General features: G+C 57.3%; 13 protein-coding genes, 1 tRNA gene and 1 pseudogene. 13 read left to right on the plus strand and 2 right to left on the minus strand.

Annotation, left to right across the window (positions count from 1 at the left end):
- The first annotated feature begins 10 nt into the window (after window positions 1–10).
- The 7 genes and pseudogenes from FMF02_RS07490 to FMF02_RS07520 all read left to right on the plus strand — a co-directional run bounded on the left by FMF02_RS07490 (window position 11) and on the right by FMF02_RS07520 (window position 5,166).
- Window positions 11–709: a leucine-rich repeat domain-containing protein gene (locus FMF02_RS07490; RefSeq protein ID WP_141412681.1), complete on the plus strand. Its 699-nt coding sequence runs from the start codon at window positions 11–13 to the stop codon at window positions 707–709.
- Between the two features lie 318 nt (window positions 710–1,027).
- Window positions 1,028–1,248 (plus strand): annotated as a pseudogene (locus FMF02_RS14070) (transposase); the annotation flags it as partial.
- 405 nt (window positions 1,249–1,653) lie between these two features.
- Window positions 1,654–1,938, plus strand: a complete 285-nt coding sequence (locus FMF02_RS07500) for a hypothetical protein (protein WP_141412682.1) — start codon at window positions 1,654–1,656, stop codon at window positions 1,936–1,938.
- 118 nt (window positions 1,939–2,056) lie between these two features.
- Window positions 2,057–2,467, plus strand: coding sequence for a lipocalin-like domain-containing protein (locus tag FMF02_RS07505; protein ID WP_141412683.1), 411 nt, complete (start codon window positions 2,057–2,059; stop codon window positions 2,465–2,467).
- Between the two features lie 274 nt (window positions 2,468–2,741).
- Complete coding sequence (locus FMF02_RS07510) at window positions 2,742–4,265, plus strand: OmpP1/FadL family transporter (RefSeq protein WP_141412684.1); 1,524 nt, start codon at window positions 2,742–2,744, stop codon at window positions 4,263–4,265.
- A gap of 108 nt (window positions 4,266–4,373) precedes the next feature.
- Window positions 4,374–4,445, plus strand: a tRNA-Arg gene (locus tag FMF02_RS07515).
- 73 nt (window positions 4,446–4,518) lie between these two features.
- Entirely contained in the window at window positions 4,519–5,166 is a 648-nt protein-coding gene (locus tag FMF02_RS07520; protein WP_141412685.1) for an HAD family hydrolase, read from the plus strand.
- Between the two features lie 97 nt (window positions 5,167–5,263).
- Here the strand turns inward: FMF02_RS07520 and FMF02_RS07525 are convergent, their stop codons facing one another.
- Window positions 5,264–6,391, minus strand: coding sequence for a sigma-54-dependent transcriptional regulator (locus tag FMF02_RS07525; protein ID WP_244611549.1), 1,128 nt, complete (start codon window positions 6,389–6,391; stop codon window positions 5,264–5,266).
- Window positions 6,392–6,621: 230 nt separating this feature from the next.
- Here FMF02_RS07525 and FMF02_RS07530 point away from each other — a divergent pair, with 230 nt between their 5' ends.
- The 6 genes from FMF02_RS07530 (at window position 6,622) to FMF02_RS07555 (ending at window position 11,919) form a co-directional block, all read left to right on the plus strand.
- Window positions 6,622–7,341, plus strand: a complete 720-nt coding sequence (locus FMF02_RS07530) for a DUF4290 domain-containing protein (protein WP_141412687.1) — start codon at window positions 6,622–6,624, stop codon at window positions 7,339–7,341.
- Window positions 7,342–7,602: 261 nt separating this feature from the next.
- Window positions 7,603–8,739, plus strand: coding sequence for a peroxiredoxin family protein (locus tag FMF02_RS07535; protein ID WP_019130370.1), 1,137 nt, complete (start codon window positions 7,603–7,605; stop codon window positions 8,737–8,739).
- Window positions 8,740–8,744: 5 nt separating this feature from the next.
- Window positions 8,745–9,470, plus strand: coding sequence for a UDP-2,3-diacylglucosamine diphosphatase (locus FMF02_RS07540; RefSeq protein WP_141412688.1), 726 nt, complete (start codon window positions 8,745–8,747; stop codon window positions 9,468–9,470).
- A gap of 4 nt (window positions 9,471–9,474) precedes the next feature.
- A complete protein-coding gene (gene thyA, locus FMF02_RS07545) occupies window positions 9,475–10,368 on the plus strand; it encodes a thymidylate synthase (protein ID WP_141412689.1) in 894 nt (297 codons plus the stop codon).
- Between the two features lie 34 nt (window positions 10,369–10,402).
- Window positions 10,403–10,885 carry a dihydrofolate reductase gene (locus FMF02_RS07550; protein ID WP_141412690.1) on the plus strand — a complete coding sequence of 161 codons (483 nt, stop codon included), beginning with the start codon at window positions 10,403–10,405 and terminating at the stop codon, window positions 10,883–10,885.
- Window positions 10,886–11,052: 167 nt separating this feature from the next.
- A complete protein-coding gene (locus FMF02_RS07555) occupies window positions 11,053–11,919 on the plus strand; it encodes a metallophosphoesterase family protein (RefSeq protein ID WP_141412691.1) in 867 nt (288 codons plus the stop codon).
- Between the two features lie 89 nt (window positions 11,920–12,008).
- Here FMF02_RS07555 and FMF02_RS07560 read toward each other — a convergent pair whose 3' ends face one another.
- Window positions 12,009–14,237 carry a DUF5722 domain-containing protein gene (locus tag FMF02_RS07560; protein ID WP_141412692.1) on the minus strand — a complete coding sequence of 743 codons (2,229 nt, stop codon included), beginning with the start codon at window positions 14,235–14,237 and terminating at the stop codon, window positions 12,009–12,011.
- Between the last annotated feature and the right edge of the window lie 223 nt (window positions 14,238–14,460).

Consider the following 14,460-nt stretch of genomic DNA (forward strand, 5'->3'; position numbering starts at 1 on the left):
TGTTGTTATTATGAAAAAACTTTGGCTGGTAGGATTGGTTGCGGTTATTTTGTGTAATTGTAGTAAAGAAAACGACGGAAACAGCGGGTCGTTACCGCCATTACCTGATCCGGATGATGTTTGTTCGGCGATGGATAATATTGAATTTATGAATTTTTGCTATGAAAAATTCGATGCGAATAAGGATGGTAAAGTATCGGTAAGAGAGGCCGAGGCTGTGCGAGAAATAGCTTTCTCTAAGGGAGAAGGATTAAGGGGTTCGTTAAAAGGAATCGAACGGTTTCCTAATTTGGAAATATTAGATTGCGATAGCTACTATTGGGCTTCGGGCACGTGGTATTATAAATTTTCTTTTGCAGAATTGGATCTTCGATATAATAAAATGCTGAAAGAAGTGCTATTACATACATGTTCCAATCTTGTAACACTGGATTTGAGCCGAAATACGATGTTGGAGGAGTTGTCTGTATATGAGTGTAATGCGCTAAATACTTTGATACTTCCGGAAAATCTGAAAAAAATCGTTGGAGGTGATTGCCCGATATTACAGAAAATAATATGTTATGCAAAAAATCCTCCCAAGGGTTCTGATCCCGATTATTATTTGCGCTTCCCGGAAGAATGTGTTGTTTATGTTCCGGCCTCAAGTGTGGAAGCGTATAAGACAACAACGTTTTGGATGAAACTTGACATTCGGCCTTTGAACTAAAAGAAAAAACCGAACTTTCAAAGTTCGGTTTTTTCATAGGGTTTTTCCAGTTACAATCTAAATAAATTTGGATCAAAGGCTTTGGTTAAATCTGTTTTTTTTCTTTCATTTACAATACATTGCGATTCTTGGTTAGTTTCCCGACCAAAGATCAAGCACGATGTACCGGACACCTTTAGCTCTCTTGAAAGCCGAGATATCAGAACCCGTAAAAATCCTTTGGTAAACAGACTTTCCACAGCGGTCAGTATCCTGCCGCATGTTTCTGTATTGTTTACAAAGGCGAGAGGAGCAATCTATTTTGGTTTCACATCCTAGGTTCGGCGGATGATCTACACGACAAATACCGTCGAGGGATACCATTGGCAAATCCGTAAAGTCACTAAAAATAAAAGGTATTTTCCCTTCGGATACGGCCCTCGAAAAACTCACCTACCTATACACAAATCCGTCGCAAATAGACGATGCTCATTACAAACTGGGGACAGACCGCACAGCAACTCGCAATCCGATTCAATGATCGGTTTTCTATCATGTAAATATGGAAAAGATCCAAAAAATAGCATTAAATTTACGAAACGATTTCGGGATTGCTAATGATCCCAAAATCGCTCCGAAAAACTATTGACACATTTTGATTTACGCTCCCTTGCTTTATATTTCACTCCTGCCAAAAGTATGTTTGGCAGGAGTTTTTATGTTTACAAAATTAGTTAAGACAAGGAATTTACTTTGAAAGCCAAAAGATTTTGTTATCTTTGTATCAAATAAGGGTTATTTGACAAGATGGTTACGCAATGTAGCGAATTTCGCACATTCTCCAAATCGTTACCAAAACCCCTGCAAAATCTTCTTAAATCCTGTTTATCAGATTGAGACATCTATCAACTGATTGCTTAAAATATGCAGGATAGGAGCTAGCCGGCAAGAATTCTATTATTGAAATGGAGGAGCACTGGCAGTGTCAGAACTGCGGAAATTCCGTGCCGGACGGATTGACTGTATGTCCGAAATGCGGATTGGTTAAAGGTGGATTCGACGAGTCGCCGGAACAGACGGCAGACGGCTTGGAGATAGCTCGGGTCGAACGGAACGTCAAAGTAGAAATTCCATTTATTTTGTATCTGGGAGCGGTCTGTTCGATCGTGTTGTTGGGCGTCTTGGTTTATCTGTTGATAGAACTGTCGGGAATCGCTCGTGGATTTTCAGAATTCATTCATGGGATATAAATTCCGGAAAACCGGTAAGAAGAATATCCGTAGAATATTTGCTTTATGCCCGATACGACCGGGGATTGGTGCTGTTCGAGGTGGAAAAATATATGAAAAACTTAAATAACGATCGACGATGAAAAAACTGTTTTTTGCAAGCCTGTGGGCTTTGGCTTGTTTGGTCGTAGCTTGTTCCGATGAAAAAGACGAACCGAACGACGAGTCCGGATCGATCGTCGGCGAATGGGTATTTCAGAGGAACGAGTATTACCGGAACGGGAAACTGGTCGACAGTTTCACGGCCGTGGAAGAGGAGGACAAAGCGATTGCGATCTTTCGGGAAGACGGAACCTATCGTTATTACGATTTCCCGCCTGAGGAGTATTACGACGGGACCTACTCTTATGACGAAATGTCGGGCGTGTTGACGACGGATGACGGAGTGAATGAACAGACTTGTCTGACCGAAATAACCGTCTCGACGATGAAATGGATTTACGACGAAGGCGACGGCGAGGTGCTCGTCGAATATTATTCACGGAAGTGATCGGACGCCGGAACAGTCGGCTTTCGGGACGGGAACACCGTCCCGATTTTTTTACGGATAAGCATTTTTTTGTGTACGGAACAGTCGTTGCCGATTTCGGGAAAGTCCGGAGAACGGAGTTTCCTTTTTCGGCCAAATGTTTACTTATATTCCAGAATTTCGGAAATAACGACCAAATAATTTGTCGACGCGGCATTTAATTCCTACTTTTGCGCCGGATTTTTGTCTCGGAACGGAGCGCGTTTCGGGGCGTAACGGTTTAAAATTTGTGCGAATGAAAAGACTTTTGACGCTTCTCGTGGCCGTCGTCTCGGCGACCGGTCTTCGGGCCGAGGGCTATCAGGTAAACAACCTCTCGACCCGCCAGACGGGTATGGGCCATGTCGGCACGGCCATGAAACTCAATTCGGAATCCATCTTCTTCAACCCCGCTGCCACGGCGTTCCAGGATTCGAAATTCGACCTGTCGGTCGGCGCTGCGGGAATCCTTTCCTATTGTACCTACACCCCTTCGCCCACGATGGAGAACGGTTTCTATTCGGGCAACCGTCCCGAGTGGGAGTCCGACAACAAGATGTCGACGCCGATCTACGCCTATTTCAACTACAAACCTTCCGACCGCTGGGCCGTCGGCTTGGGTTTCTTCACGCCCAACGGTTCGTCGATGAACTGGGGCGACGACTGGCCCGGCGCGAATCTGGTGCAGGAGATCAATCTGGCGGCCTATACCGTGCAGCCGACCGTGTCGTTCAAGCTCTGCGACCGGGTGTCGATCGGTGCGGGTCTGATGATCACGTGGGGTAATTTCGATCTGTCGCGTTCGATGCTTCCCGTCGCGACGGGAAGTGCCACGGCAGCCGGAGGCCTTCAATTGGCAGCGAGCAAGTTGCAGGCACAGGTCGATCAGTTGGAGCAGTTGCCCTCGACGCCCGAGATCGCCGCTCAGATCGCCGCTTTGAACGGATATATCGGTCAGGCCAATGCCGGAGCCGGTTATTTCGCGGCGAATCATGCCGGCGAAGCGCTGGTGTCGGCACGGCTCGAAGGCTCGGCCGATGTGGCCGTAGGCGTCAATGCGGGCATCATGTGGGATATCAATTCCGAGTGGTCGCTGGGCATGTCATGGCGTTCGCGCATGAATATGAAGGTGGGCAGCGGCCATGCGGCGCTCAGCTACGTTTCGCCCGAGACGCAGCAATACCTTACGCTGCTCAACGCGCTGAGCACGATGGCCGGCGGCAGCGAAGTGATTCCCGGACTGGATCGGGGAACCTTCTCGGCCGAGCTGCCGCTGCCGACGACCGTGACGTGGGGCGTCAGCTTCCGCCCCGCACCCAAGTGGGAGTTCGCCGTCGATCTGCAATGGGTCGGCTGGTCGGCCTACGAGGCGCTCAACGTGGAGTTCAACGAGAAGGAGCTGGGCATCGACCCGATCTATTCGGTGAAGAACTACTCCAATACGCTCACGTTCCGGTTCGGCGGTCAGTACCGCGCCTGCGACTGGTTGACGGCGCGCATGGGTATGTACGTCGACGAAAGCCCCGTGAGCAGCGACTACCTCAATCCCGAAACGCCTTCGATGACGAAGGTCTCCTATACGGCCGGTCTGAGCTTCCGTCCCCGCAAGTACGTCTCGATCGACGTGGCCTACTGTTACGTTTCGTCGGCCGACCCCGAACGGACGGGTTCCTATCCGATTTACAGCTATCAGGACAACACGAAGCTCGAATCGATCTTTTCGGGCAATTACAAACTCCACGCCCACGTCCTTTCGTTCGGTGTGGGATTCAATTTCTGAGTCCGCCCGTTGTTTTTGCGGAAAAAACGCTATCTTTGCGGAGCCTGCCGTCCGACGGCCGGGCTCCGTTTTTTTTCGGGGCCGCCCGCACTGCGGGGCGGGCTGCGAGGCTCCATAGTTCAAGGGATAGAACGAGGGTTTCCTAAACCCTAAATTCGCGTTCGAGTCGCGGTGGAGCTACAAATGCGGGGGGGGAGGATTGTCCGGTTCCCCCGCTTTGCGTATTTTTGCTGCAAAATAAACAGAGAATCCGATGACCCGACTCGCTATTTTCGATCTCGACGGAACGCTGCTCAACACGATCGGCGATCTGGCCGTCAGTTGCAACGCCGTGCTGGCGCTGCGCGGACTGCCGCAGCACAGTTACGAAGACTACTGTCGTTTCGTAGGCAACGGCATCATGCGGCTCGTGGAGCGCGCACTTCCCGAAGCACTGCGCACGCCTTACACGGTCGACGCCGTGCGACGCGATTTCGTGGCGTATTATCTCGCGCATATCGACGAACATACGCTCCCTTACGAGGGAATTCCCGAACTGCTGGACGAGTTGCAGCGGCGGGGCGTGCGGCTGGCCGTCGCGTCGAACAAGTTCCAGGCCGGCACCGAGAAGCTCATCGGCCGCTATTTCCCCGACATCCGCTTCGACGTGGTTCTGGGACAGCGTCCCGACGTGCCGCTCAAACCCGATCCGGCGGTCGTCGGCGAGATACTGACTGCGACGGGCGTCGCCGCCGGCGAGGTGCTCTACGTGGGCGATTCGGGGGTGGACATGCAGACGGCCGCCGCCGCCGGCGTCCGTTCGGCGGGCGTCACGTGGGGGTTCCGCACGCGTGCCGAGTTGGAGCAGAGCGGCGCCCGGCACATCGTAGACCGCCCTGCGGAGTTGCTCGGACTGTTGTAATCTTTCCGGTCGGTTCTTCGGAGCCGGATTCTTCGCTGGTTATCAACGGAAAACGGAATCTCCGAGAGATTCCGTTTTCCGTTTTGTGCGGGCGGCGTTACGATTGGCAGTATTTATGTACATCATCGATCGTGATGGTGTCGCCGCTGAGGATGATGAGCCGTTCGATTACGTTGCGCAGTTCGCGGACATTGCCGCTCCACCGCATCGCCGAGAGCGCCTCCATGGCGTCGGAGTCGATCGGCTTGGGCGGGATGCCGTAGAGGGACGATATTTCGTCGACGAAGTGCTGCGTCAGTTCGGGAACGTCGGAGGAGCGTTCGCGCAGGGGCGGGACGCGGATGACGATGACGCTGAGACGGTGGTAGAGGTCTTCGCGGAAATTCCCCTTGGCGATCTCCTCGCGCAGGTTCTTGTTGGTGGCTGCGATCACCCGTACGTCGACGTCGATGTCCTTGTCGCTTCCCACGCGGCAGATCTTGTTCTCTTGGAGGGCGCGCAGTACTTTGGCCTGGGCCGCGAGCGACATGTCGCCGATCTCGTCCATGAAGAGCGTACCGCCCGTGGCCTGTTCGAACTTGCCCTTGCGCTGTTTGATGGCCGAGGTGAAGGCGCCGCGTTCGTGGCCGAAGAGTTCGCTTTCGATCAGCTCCGAGGGAATGGCCGCGCAGTTGACTTCGACGAAGGGGCCCGAAGCCCGTCTGCTCTTGGCGTGGAGCCAGCGGGCGACCAGCTCCTTGCCGGTCCCGTTCTCGCCGGTGATGAGGGTACGGGTATCGAAGGCTGCGATCCGTTCGACGACCTGCCGCACGTTGCCGATGGCGTTCGACGAGCCGATGATAGGCTGCACGGACGAGGTGCGCGTGCGCCGGGCGCGCCCCATCGCATGTGCGGACATGCGTTGTTTGGGGAGCGGCGTCTGTGTCGGAGCCTCCTCTTCCGAGTAACGCCGCAGCGTGTCGTAGAGACGGTTGATGTCGGAGGGGATTTGCAGGAAGTCCATCGCACCGTCGCGGAATGCGGTGACGGCGCGCTGAATCTGGTTGTCGCCCGCGCCCGCGAGTACGATAAAGGGAATTCCGAGCGGCGAAGCATTGCTGCTGTCGTCGGTGAGGACTACGTCGAAGGCCATTTGACGACACATTTCGGAAGCCTCCGATACGTCGTCCGTGGCTTCGATGGCATAACCTTCGTATGCGAGTCGTTCGCCGAGCGTCTTTCGCATACTTTTTGAATGGTCTAAAATTAAAACTTTTGTCATAAATATTCTGTTTTCTCTCGATTTTTTGTTTACATTTGTAGCCAAATTAGTGAAAATTTTCAGGCGAGTCAAACTCCTGTAAGTTCGGTGCAAACGCTTGCGGAGAGCCTTTTTTACCATTAAAAATTCGATGTATTCGGTCCGAACGGAACAATGTTCCGGCTGCGGGACGGTCTGCGCGAATCAATTCCGTTATGAAAAAGAATTATAATTACACCCGCTGCAAACTTTTCCTGCCGGAGTACGGGCGCCATATCCACGAGATGGTCGCGTCGCTGCTCGAAATCGAAGACCGCCGCGAGCGGACGCGGCAGGCCAAGGCCGTCATCGCCGTGATGGGCAACCTGAACCCGCTGTTGCGCGATACGGCCGACTTCACGCACAAATTGTGGGATCACCTCTTTATCATGTCTGATTTTCAGTTGGATGTGGACTCTCCCTATCCGCGTCCCTCGCGTCAGGATCTGACGGTCGCACCGCGGAGGATGCCCTATTCGCAGCGGCGCATCCTGTTCAAGCATTACGGGAAATATGTGGGAGAGATGATCCGTTCGCTGGTCGGCAAAAGCAGTCCCGACGTGAGCCGGACGGTCGACAATCTGGCGCGTTACATGCGTGCCAAGAGCTACGAGTACAATCAGGAACACCCCAACAACGAGGTGATCATAAAAGATATAAGACAAATGTCCGGCGGGAACATTTCGATAGACGAAGCTGCTATCAATAATCTCCGAAGCGACTATAAACAACACTTTACGGCCCACCCCCCAAAAGGCCCCCAGCGCACCGGCGGACGTCCCGTGCAGAAAGGCCGTAACAATCCGCGTGCCCGTCAGGGCAATTATCAGCAGAATCACCAGGGGCAGCATCAGGGATACGTTAAAAACGGCCGTTCGTACAATTCGACCAAATAATTTTGCGTTATAAGGCAAAAAAGTTATATTTGTAGTTACGAAAATCCGGTTGCGGCAGGCGTATCCCGCCGGAAGCGGGATAGGGAACGGTGCGATTCGGCCCGTCGTGTTGCGCGGACGGCCTCGTGCGGGATATTCCTGCGGACGGAGACGTTCCCGGTACGCGCGGTCTTTCCTTCGTTCGCCGAAACCGAATATTGTGTGTTTCCTGCGTTGGGAAGAGCGGCACGCTCTCCGCGCTGAATGAAAACGTGCGAAAAAATGGAGAAAAGCAAGATAGTGATGGGAATTCTGGCGGCGGCGACGCTCGGCGCCTGCCAGTCGTCCAAGGTGAAGATTTCGGGCCGCCTGGTCGGGGCTGACGCCCGGCAGGTCTACATCGAACAGCTTTCGGCGGGCGGCAAGGCCCCCCTGATCGATTCGGTGTCGCTCGACGACGCGGGTAACTACCGGTTCGAATTGAAGAACGTCCCCTCCACCCCGTCGCTTTACACGATCTCCTACAACGGCGAGAGCGTGCCCGTGCTGATCGAGGGCGGCGACCGCCTGACGATCAATTCGGCGGGCAGTTTCGCCCGCAACTATACGGTCGAGGGGAACGAGGAGTCGTCGCTGCTGCGCGAATTCAACCTCGCCTATGTCGAGGGGGCCGAAAAGCTCAACGACATCGCCGCAGCCTATGCCCGCAACGGCCAGTCGGAGGAGGAGCTCAAACGCCTTGCCAAAGCCTATTCGGACGAATACCTGCGCATCAAGCGTGCGCAGCTCGCATTCATCGTCGAACACAAGGCGTCGATCGCGGCGGTCTATGCGCTTTCGCAGCGCCTGCCCGGTGACCGCTACCTCTTCAACGGGCAGGGCGACGCCGTCTACTACCGCACGGTGGCCGATGCGCTCGAAGAGCGCTATCCCCAGTCGCCCTATCTGGCGTCGCTCCATGCCGAGATTTCGCGCCTCGATGCGTTGCAGAACCTCTCGGCGACGGTCTCCGAAGCGGGTTTCCCCGATCTGGAAATCGCCGACATGTACGGCAAGAAGGTGCGGCTGTCGTCGCTCGAAGGCAATGTCGTGCTGATCGACTTCTGGTCGCCGTCGCTGGGTAACAGCAACGCGCTGAACGCCGACCTGAAACAACTTTACGAGAAATACCACGACAGCGGGTTCGAGGTCTACCAGGTGGCTGTCGAGACGTCGAAACCGATGTGGATCAATACGGTGCAGGAGCAGTCGCTGCCGTGGATTTCGGTCTGCGACCTGCGCGGCGAAGCATCGCCCGCGCTGACGATCTACAACGTCCGCAAACTGCCCGCCAACTACCTGATCGACCGCAAGGGCGACATCGTCGCCAAAGATCTCTACGGAACTTCGCTCGAACAGCAACTCGAAAAACTGTTGTAAGGGCGATGATCTACTTCGCCTCGGATATTCATCTGGGTGCCGGCGATCCGGCGACGGCACGGCGCACCGAGCGTCGGTTCACGGCGTGGCTCGACGCCGTTTCCCGCGATGCCGAGGCGATCTACCTGCTCGGGGACCTGTTCGATTTCTGGTTCGAATACCGGCGGGTCGTGCCGCAGGGGTTCGTCCGCACGCTGGGCAAACTGGCCGAACTGACCGACCGCGGCGTGCGCGTGGTCTTCTTCACCGGCAACCACGACATGTGGGTGGGCGACTACCTGCACCGCGAATGCGGCGTGGAGATCCATACCGAGCCGCAGGTAGTGACGCTCGCCGGCAAGCGGCTCTTTCTGGCGCACGGCGACAATATCAACGTCGGCCACCTGCCGTGGCTCTGCTTCATGAATCGTGTTTTCCGGTCGCGGCCGCTGCGCTGGCTCTTTTCGTGGGGCGTGCATCCCGACTGGGCGGTGAAGTTCGGCCGCTGGTGGAGCGGTCGTTCGCGCAAGTCGCATGGCGGCGAGTCCGACCGGAGCGTGACCGAACCGTTGATCGCCTATGCCCGCGACCGGCAGCGGATCGATCCGGTCGACTACTATATCTTCGGCCACATGCACTACGCGCGCGACTATGCGGCCGACGGCCTGCGGGTCGTGCTGCTCGGGGCGTGGGACGCTCCGGCCTGTGCCGTGCTGGACGATGCCGGAAAGCTGGAACTCAAACGACTGTGACGTCATGAAACAATACCTCGATCTGCTGCGCAGGATTTGCGACGAAGGCGTCGTGCGGGGCGACCGCACGGGAACCGGCACGCGCAGCGTCTTCGGCCACCAGATGCGTTTCGACCTCGGCGAAGGATTCCCGCTGCTGACCACCAAGAAGGTCTTCCTGAAAGGGGTGATCCACGAGTTGCTCTGGTTTCTGCGGGGCGATACCAACATCCGCTATCTGGTCGAGAACGGCGTGCATATCTGGGACAACGACGCCTACCGCTATTACAACGAACTGTGCGTGCGCCACGGCGTGCTGCCCGTCGACCGCGAGACGTTCCTGTCGGCCGCAGGCGAGGAGTCGCCCGTCGAGGGCTACCGCTTCGGCGATCTCAACCACGTCTACGGCTGGCAGTGGCGCAGTTGGGGACGGCCCGACGGCAGTGCGATCGACCAGATCGCACGGGCCGTCGATACGATCCGCCGCAATCCCGAGTCGCGGCGAATCATCGTCTCGGCGTGGAATGTCGCCGAGGTCGACGACATGGCGCTGCCGCCTTGCCACGTGCTGTTCCAGTTCTATGTGGCCGACGGGCGGCTGTCGTGCCAGTTGTACCAGCGCAGTGCCGACACGTTTCTGGGCGTGCCGTTCAATATCGCCTCCTACGCCCTGCTGACGCTGATGATGGCGCAGGTGTGCGACCTTCGTCCGGGTGATTTCGTCCATACGCTGGGCGATACGCACCTCTACCTGAACCACATGGAGCAGGTGGCCGAGCAGTTGTCGCGCACGCCGCGCAAGTTGCCTTCGATGCGGCTCAACCCCGCCGTGCGGTCGATCTTCGATTTCCTTTACGAGGATTTTACGCTCGAAGGCTACGACCCGTGGCCGGCGATCAAGGCTCCCATGTCGTTCTGAGGCGCCGGAACGACCGTTAAAAGTTGAAACTGACATGATTTCGATTATCGTAGCCGTTGCCGAAAACGGCGTCATCGGGGATAACAACCGATTGCTGTGGCACATATCCGAGGATCTGCGCCGATTCAAACGCATCACGACGGGGCATCCCGTGGTGATGGGCCGCAAGACGTGGGAGTCGCTGGGCCGGCCGCTGCCGGGGCGGGAAAACGTCGTCGTCACGCGGCGGGAACTGTCGTTCGACGGTGCGCGGACGGTGCATTCGCTCGACGAGGCATACGCTCTCTTCCCGCCGGAGGAGGAGGTGTTCGTCATCGGCGGCGCGCAGATCTACGGCGAGGCGCTGCCTGCGGCCGACCGATTCTACCTCACGCGCGTGCACCGCGCCTACGAGGGCGATACACGCTTTCCGGAGTGGGACGCCGCCGAGTGGCGGCTCGTCGGGAGCGAGTCGTTCCCCTGCGGCGAACGGTACGAGTATCCCTTCACGTTCGAGACCTACGAACGGAAGCGGTAGGGAGAAGAGCCTTTTTCGTTAAGCCGGATTTGTTCGGACTCTGCCGAGGTGAGAAATGGACGAAAGAGATCAACCATTTCATTAAGCCTAGTGCAGAGCCGAACTCGGTTCGAGCTCTGCCGAAGCGGGAAATGGAAAAATGAAATTCAATCTTAAAACCGAATAAGATGAAAAAGTTGTTTTTGTTGCTTTTGGCGGGATGCCTGTGGTCGCTTGCGGCCGATGCGCAGCCCGTGATCGAAAAACAGGGCTCGAAGAAGGAGCCTTTCACGTTCGTACAGATCGCCGATCCGCAGCTGGGCTTCTGCGACAAGGGGCAAGACTGGCGGTGGACGGTCGACAATCTGAAAGCGACCGTCGCACGTGTCAACGAGCTTAAACCGGCCTTCGTGATCGTGACGGGCGACCTGATACACAACCATAAGAACGCCGAGCAGGCCCGGGCCTACCGTGAGAACATCGCTCTGATCGATGCGTCGATCCCCGTATTCCATATTCCCGGCAACCACGACATTCCCAAGTACGGGGCCGAAGCCCTGGCGCAGTACCTCGACGAATTCGGTTACGACCGCTTCTCGTTCTCCTACAACGGTTCTGCATTCATCGGGCTGAACAGCAATGCGATGGTCTGCGACAGCGAACGTGCGGCGGCCGATGCCCGCGCCCAGTTGGAGTGGTTCGGGAAGCAGTTGGAGCGCTACCGCAAGTGCAATCACATCTTCGTCTTCACGCATCACCCGCTCGTTTTGAGTCCCGACAGCCGGGTCACGCACAAATCGGCCTACGACGAACCTTTCCGCACGGAGTACGCCGCGCTGATGAAGAGATACGGCGTGCGTGCGGTCTTCGCCGGCCACACCCATATCACGGGGCTGACCGAGGTGGCCGGTATTCCGATGATTATCGCGGGAGCGTCGAGCTATCCGCTCTACGGGGCCTCGACGGGCATCAACGTGGTCGATGTCACGCCGACCGGTTTTAGCAGCGAGTTCGTCGCCAACGATCCTGCCGATGGGAATATCCGGTTGCACTGAGGCGGCAGCGGTAGTCCGTTCTGCGGGCAGGAAACGGCATCGGGGCGTTCGAGCAATCTCGAACGCCCCGATGCCGTTTTTCGTCCGTTTCAGTCTGCGACGGGTTGCAGAATGTTCCAGTCGGGGATGCCGATGACGGAGAGGAAGGGCGCGAAGGCCTCCTCCTCGCGGTCGGTGCCCGCGTCGCGGTAGGTCTCCCAGATCGGTTTCTTGCCGCCGGGGTCTTCGGCGTCGTCGGGATAGCGGCGCAGGCCGATGCGCAGCGTCCCCTCGTTGCGGTGGTCGAACCAGTTGTGCCACTGGATGCCGTCGATGCCGGGCAGGGCGGCGATTTTCTTCCAGCCGTAGGCGAAGCCCGCGCACTGGTTGCGCAGATCGGCTTCGGCGTAGGTGGGGGAGTTGGTTCCCGCTTCGGAGAGCCATACCGAGCGGCGCGTCGTGCCGCGGAAGAGGTTGGCCGGCGTCAGGGCCCATTTGCTGAGCACTTCGAGATTTTTGAGCGTGACGAAGGGGGTGTTCATCGCGAAAGTCGCATTCGGTTCGCGCCACGTACAGGGGTCGGAGATCGTCTCGGGGTAACTGTGGCAGGCGAGCGCCCAGCGAAAGTCGCCTTCCGCGCGACTGAAATCGCCGAGCAGCCCGACCATGTCGCGCACGGGATACCAGCCCGGGTTCGAAGCGCGGCTCCACGAATGGGAGAACGAGGCGAAGAATTCGGCGTTGGCGTCGTATTGGCGGACGATCGAGGCGCACAGGCGCATCGATTTGACGTAGGCGTTCGTGTAGGTCGTGATGAGTTTGTCGTCGCCCATGTTGGTCCAGTCGACGCCGCCGTCGACTTCGTTGTGGACGATCCAGTGCGCGATGCGGCCGTAGGCGTCGTCCTCGCGGCAGTAGCGCTGCGCGAGGAAATCGATCATCGCCGCGTAGGCGCGCACGGCCTTGGGGGTGGTCATGTTGGGCATGGTGTAGGTTCCCCGCGTGTAGTCGGGGTGTTGCAGCAGGGCGCCGAGTTCGGCGTCGCGCGCCTCTGCGGCGGGATCGACCAGCAGGATCACCGCGACGGTAATGTCGCGTGCGGCGGTTTCGCGGAGCGTGGCGTCGAGCGCATCGAGCTTTTCGGAGTCGAAATAGTAGGTTTCGCCGCAGTAGGCGTGTTCGACCATGCCGGCCTTTGCGGGCGACAGGTACATGAATTGCAACGGACTGACGTTGACCGTGGCGCTGGTGATGCCCAGGTCGTCCAGATCGCTCGTGTAGTCGCCGGCGTAGAATCCGCCCAGTCCCTTCTTCGACCGCATCGGTACGGGCGGCAGGTTACGCAGCGCGGCGACCTCGTCGGCGTAACGGCCGTGCGAGACGATGCGGTCGCCCTCGGCCGTGCGGCATACGACGGCCCATTGCGACAGCAGCCGGTCGTAGGGAAATCCTTCGGGCGAGGCCATGCGGTCGAGCGTGACGTCGAACGGACTCTGCGTGAGCGGTGTGGCGTATTTCTGGTAGGCGGTCTCGATGCGGGTGATGTCGGCGTAGGGCGGCAGTTCGTAGAGCAGGAAGCTCCCTTCGCCCGCATAGCTGCCCATGATGCGGATTTTGTCGGCGGTCGCCTCGACGCGGTCTACTTTGCTCGTGTACGATGCGTGGAGGTACTCTTTGAGTCGTTCCTCGTAGACCGATGCATTCTGGTCGTTCTCGTTTTCGGCCGCGTCTTCGGCACGTTCGGCGTCGGTCATTTCGCGCAGCCGCAGGTTGCGCAGGCGGATGTCGGCGTCCTTCACCGTGCCGAAGTCGATACGCAGCAGGTTGCCCGCTTCGCCCCAGAAGAACTCCTCGCGGCATTTGCGGATGCGCACGCTATACTCCTTCCATGTGTCGGCGGCCTCGAACGGCGTGGTGACGATCGTCCGTTCGACGTCGGGAATCACTTCGCCGTCGACTTCCGTCCAGAAGAAGAGCTGTATGTGGTCCGTGCGACGGTCGGTTTGATATTCGAAGGCCAGTACGTTGAGGTCGGCGGGGACGTTTCCGTCGAAGGGAACGGTGCAGAAATAGGGATCTTCTCCGGTAGTATGGATGCGGTAGACGCCCGTCGTCTCTTCTTCGATTTCGATGTCGTTCTGTACGCGGGGATCCATGTTCGGCACGAGCGTCAGCGGGGCGAGAGGCTCGGGGGCGGGCGGCGTGTAGACATCGGGGTCTTCGTTTTCGCAGGCACTCCCCGCGAAGAGCAGCAGTGCGGCGGCGAGCGTGTGTAGCGCGCCGTGCAGCAGGCGTCCGGAGCAGCCGGTTCCGGACGGGAATCGGAAATTCGTTTTCATGTTTTTCTGAAAATTTGGAAGTGACGAAGCCGTCGGCAGGCGACGTTCGTATTTTTCAATTTTTTAAGTAAAACAAGGCGCATGCCGGTTTACTGCATGGCCGGAACGGAAAAATTGCGCTTCGGAACGCCGCGTCCGGTGTGCGGAAGGCCGTTCGCCCCTCTCTCCGGTTGCGTGCGCCGGATGCGGGGAAGGAGGCCGTTCCGGCGCAACGGCGTTTGAA

The sequence above is a fragment of the Alistipes communis genome (assembly GCF_006542665.1).
GTDB lineage: Bacteria > Bacteroidota > Bacteroidia > Bacteroidales > Rikenellaceae > Alistipes > Alistipes communis.

Coding starts and splice junctions, on each gene's coding strand:
- thyA (WP_141412689.1), top strand. CDS start 9,475: ATGAAACAATACCTCGATCTGCTGCGCAGGATTTGCGACGAAGGCGTC.
- FMF02_RS07520 (WP_141412685.1), top strand. CDS start 4,519: ATGACCCGACTCGCTATTTTCGATCTCGACGGAACGCTGCTCAACACG.
- FMF02_RS07490 (WP_141412681.1), top strand. CDS start 11: ATGAAAAAACTTTGGCTGGTAGGATTGGTTGCGGTTATTTTGTGTAAT.
- FMF02_RS07555 (WP_141412691.1), top strand. CDS start 11,053: ATGAAAAAGTTGTTTTTGTTGCTTTTGGCGGGATGCCTGTGGTCGCTT.
- FMF02_RS07540 (WP_141412688.1), top strand. CDS start 8,745: ATGATCTACTTCGCCTCGGATATTCATCTGGGTGCCGGCGATCCGGCG.
- FMF02_RS07530 (WP_141412687.1), top strand. CDS start 6,622: ATGAAAAAGAATTATAATTACACCCGCTGCAAACTTTTCCTGCCGGAG.
- FMF02_RS07525 (WP_244611549.1), bottom strand. CDS start 6,391: ATGCGAAAGACGCTCGGCGAACGACTCGCATACGAAGGTTATGCCATC.
- FMF02_RS07535 (WP_019130370.1), top strand. CDS start 7,603: ATGGAGAAAAGCAAGATAGTGATGGGAATTCTGGCGGCGGCGACGCTC.
- FMF02_RS07505 (WP_141412683.1), top strand. CDS start 2,057: ATGAAAAAACTGTTTTTTGCAAGCCTGTGGGCTTTGGCTTGTTTGGTC.
- FMF02_RS07500 (WP_141412682.1), top strand. CDS start 1,654: ATGGAGGAGCACTGGCAGTGTCAGAACTGCGGAAATTCCGTGCCGGAC.
- FMF02_RS07510 (WP_141412684.1), top strand. CDS start 2,742: ATGAAAAGACTTTTGACGCTTCTCGTGGCCGTCGTCTCGGCGACCGGT.
- FMF02_RS07560 (WP_141412692.1), bottom strand. CDS start 14,237: ATGAAAACGAATTTCCGATTCCCGTCCGGAACCGGCTGCTCCGGACGC.
- FMF02_RS07550 (WP_141412690.1), top strand. CDS start 10,403: ATGATTTCGATTATCGTAGCCGTTGCCGAAAACGGCGTCATCGGGGAT.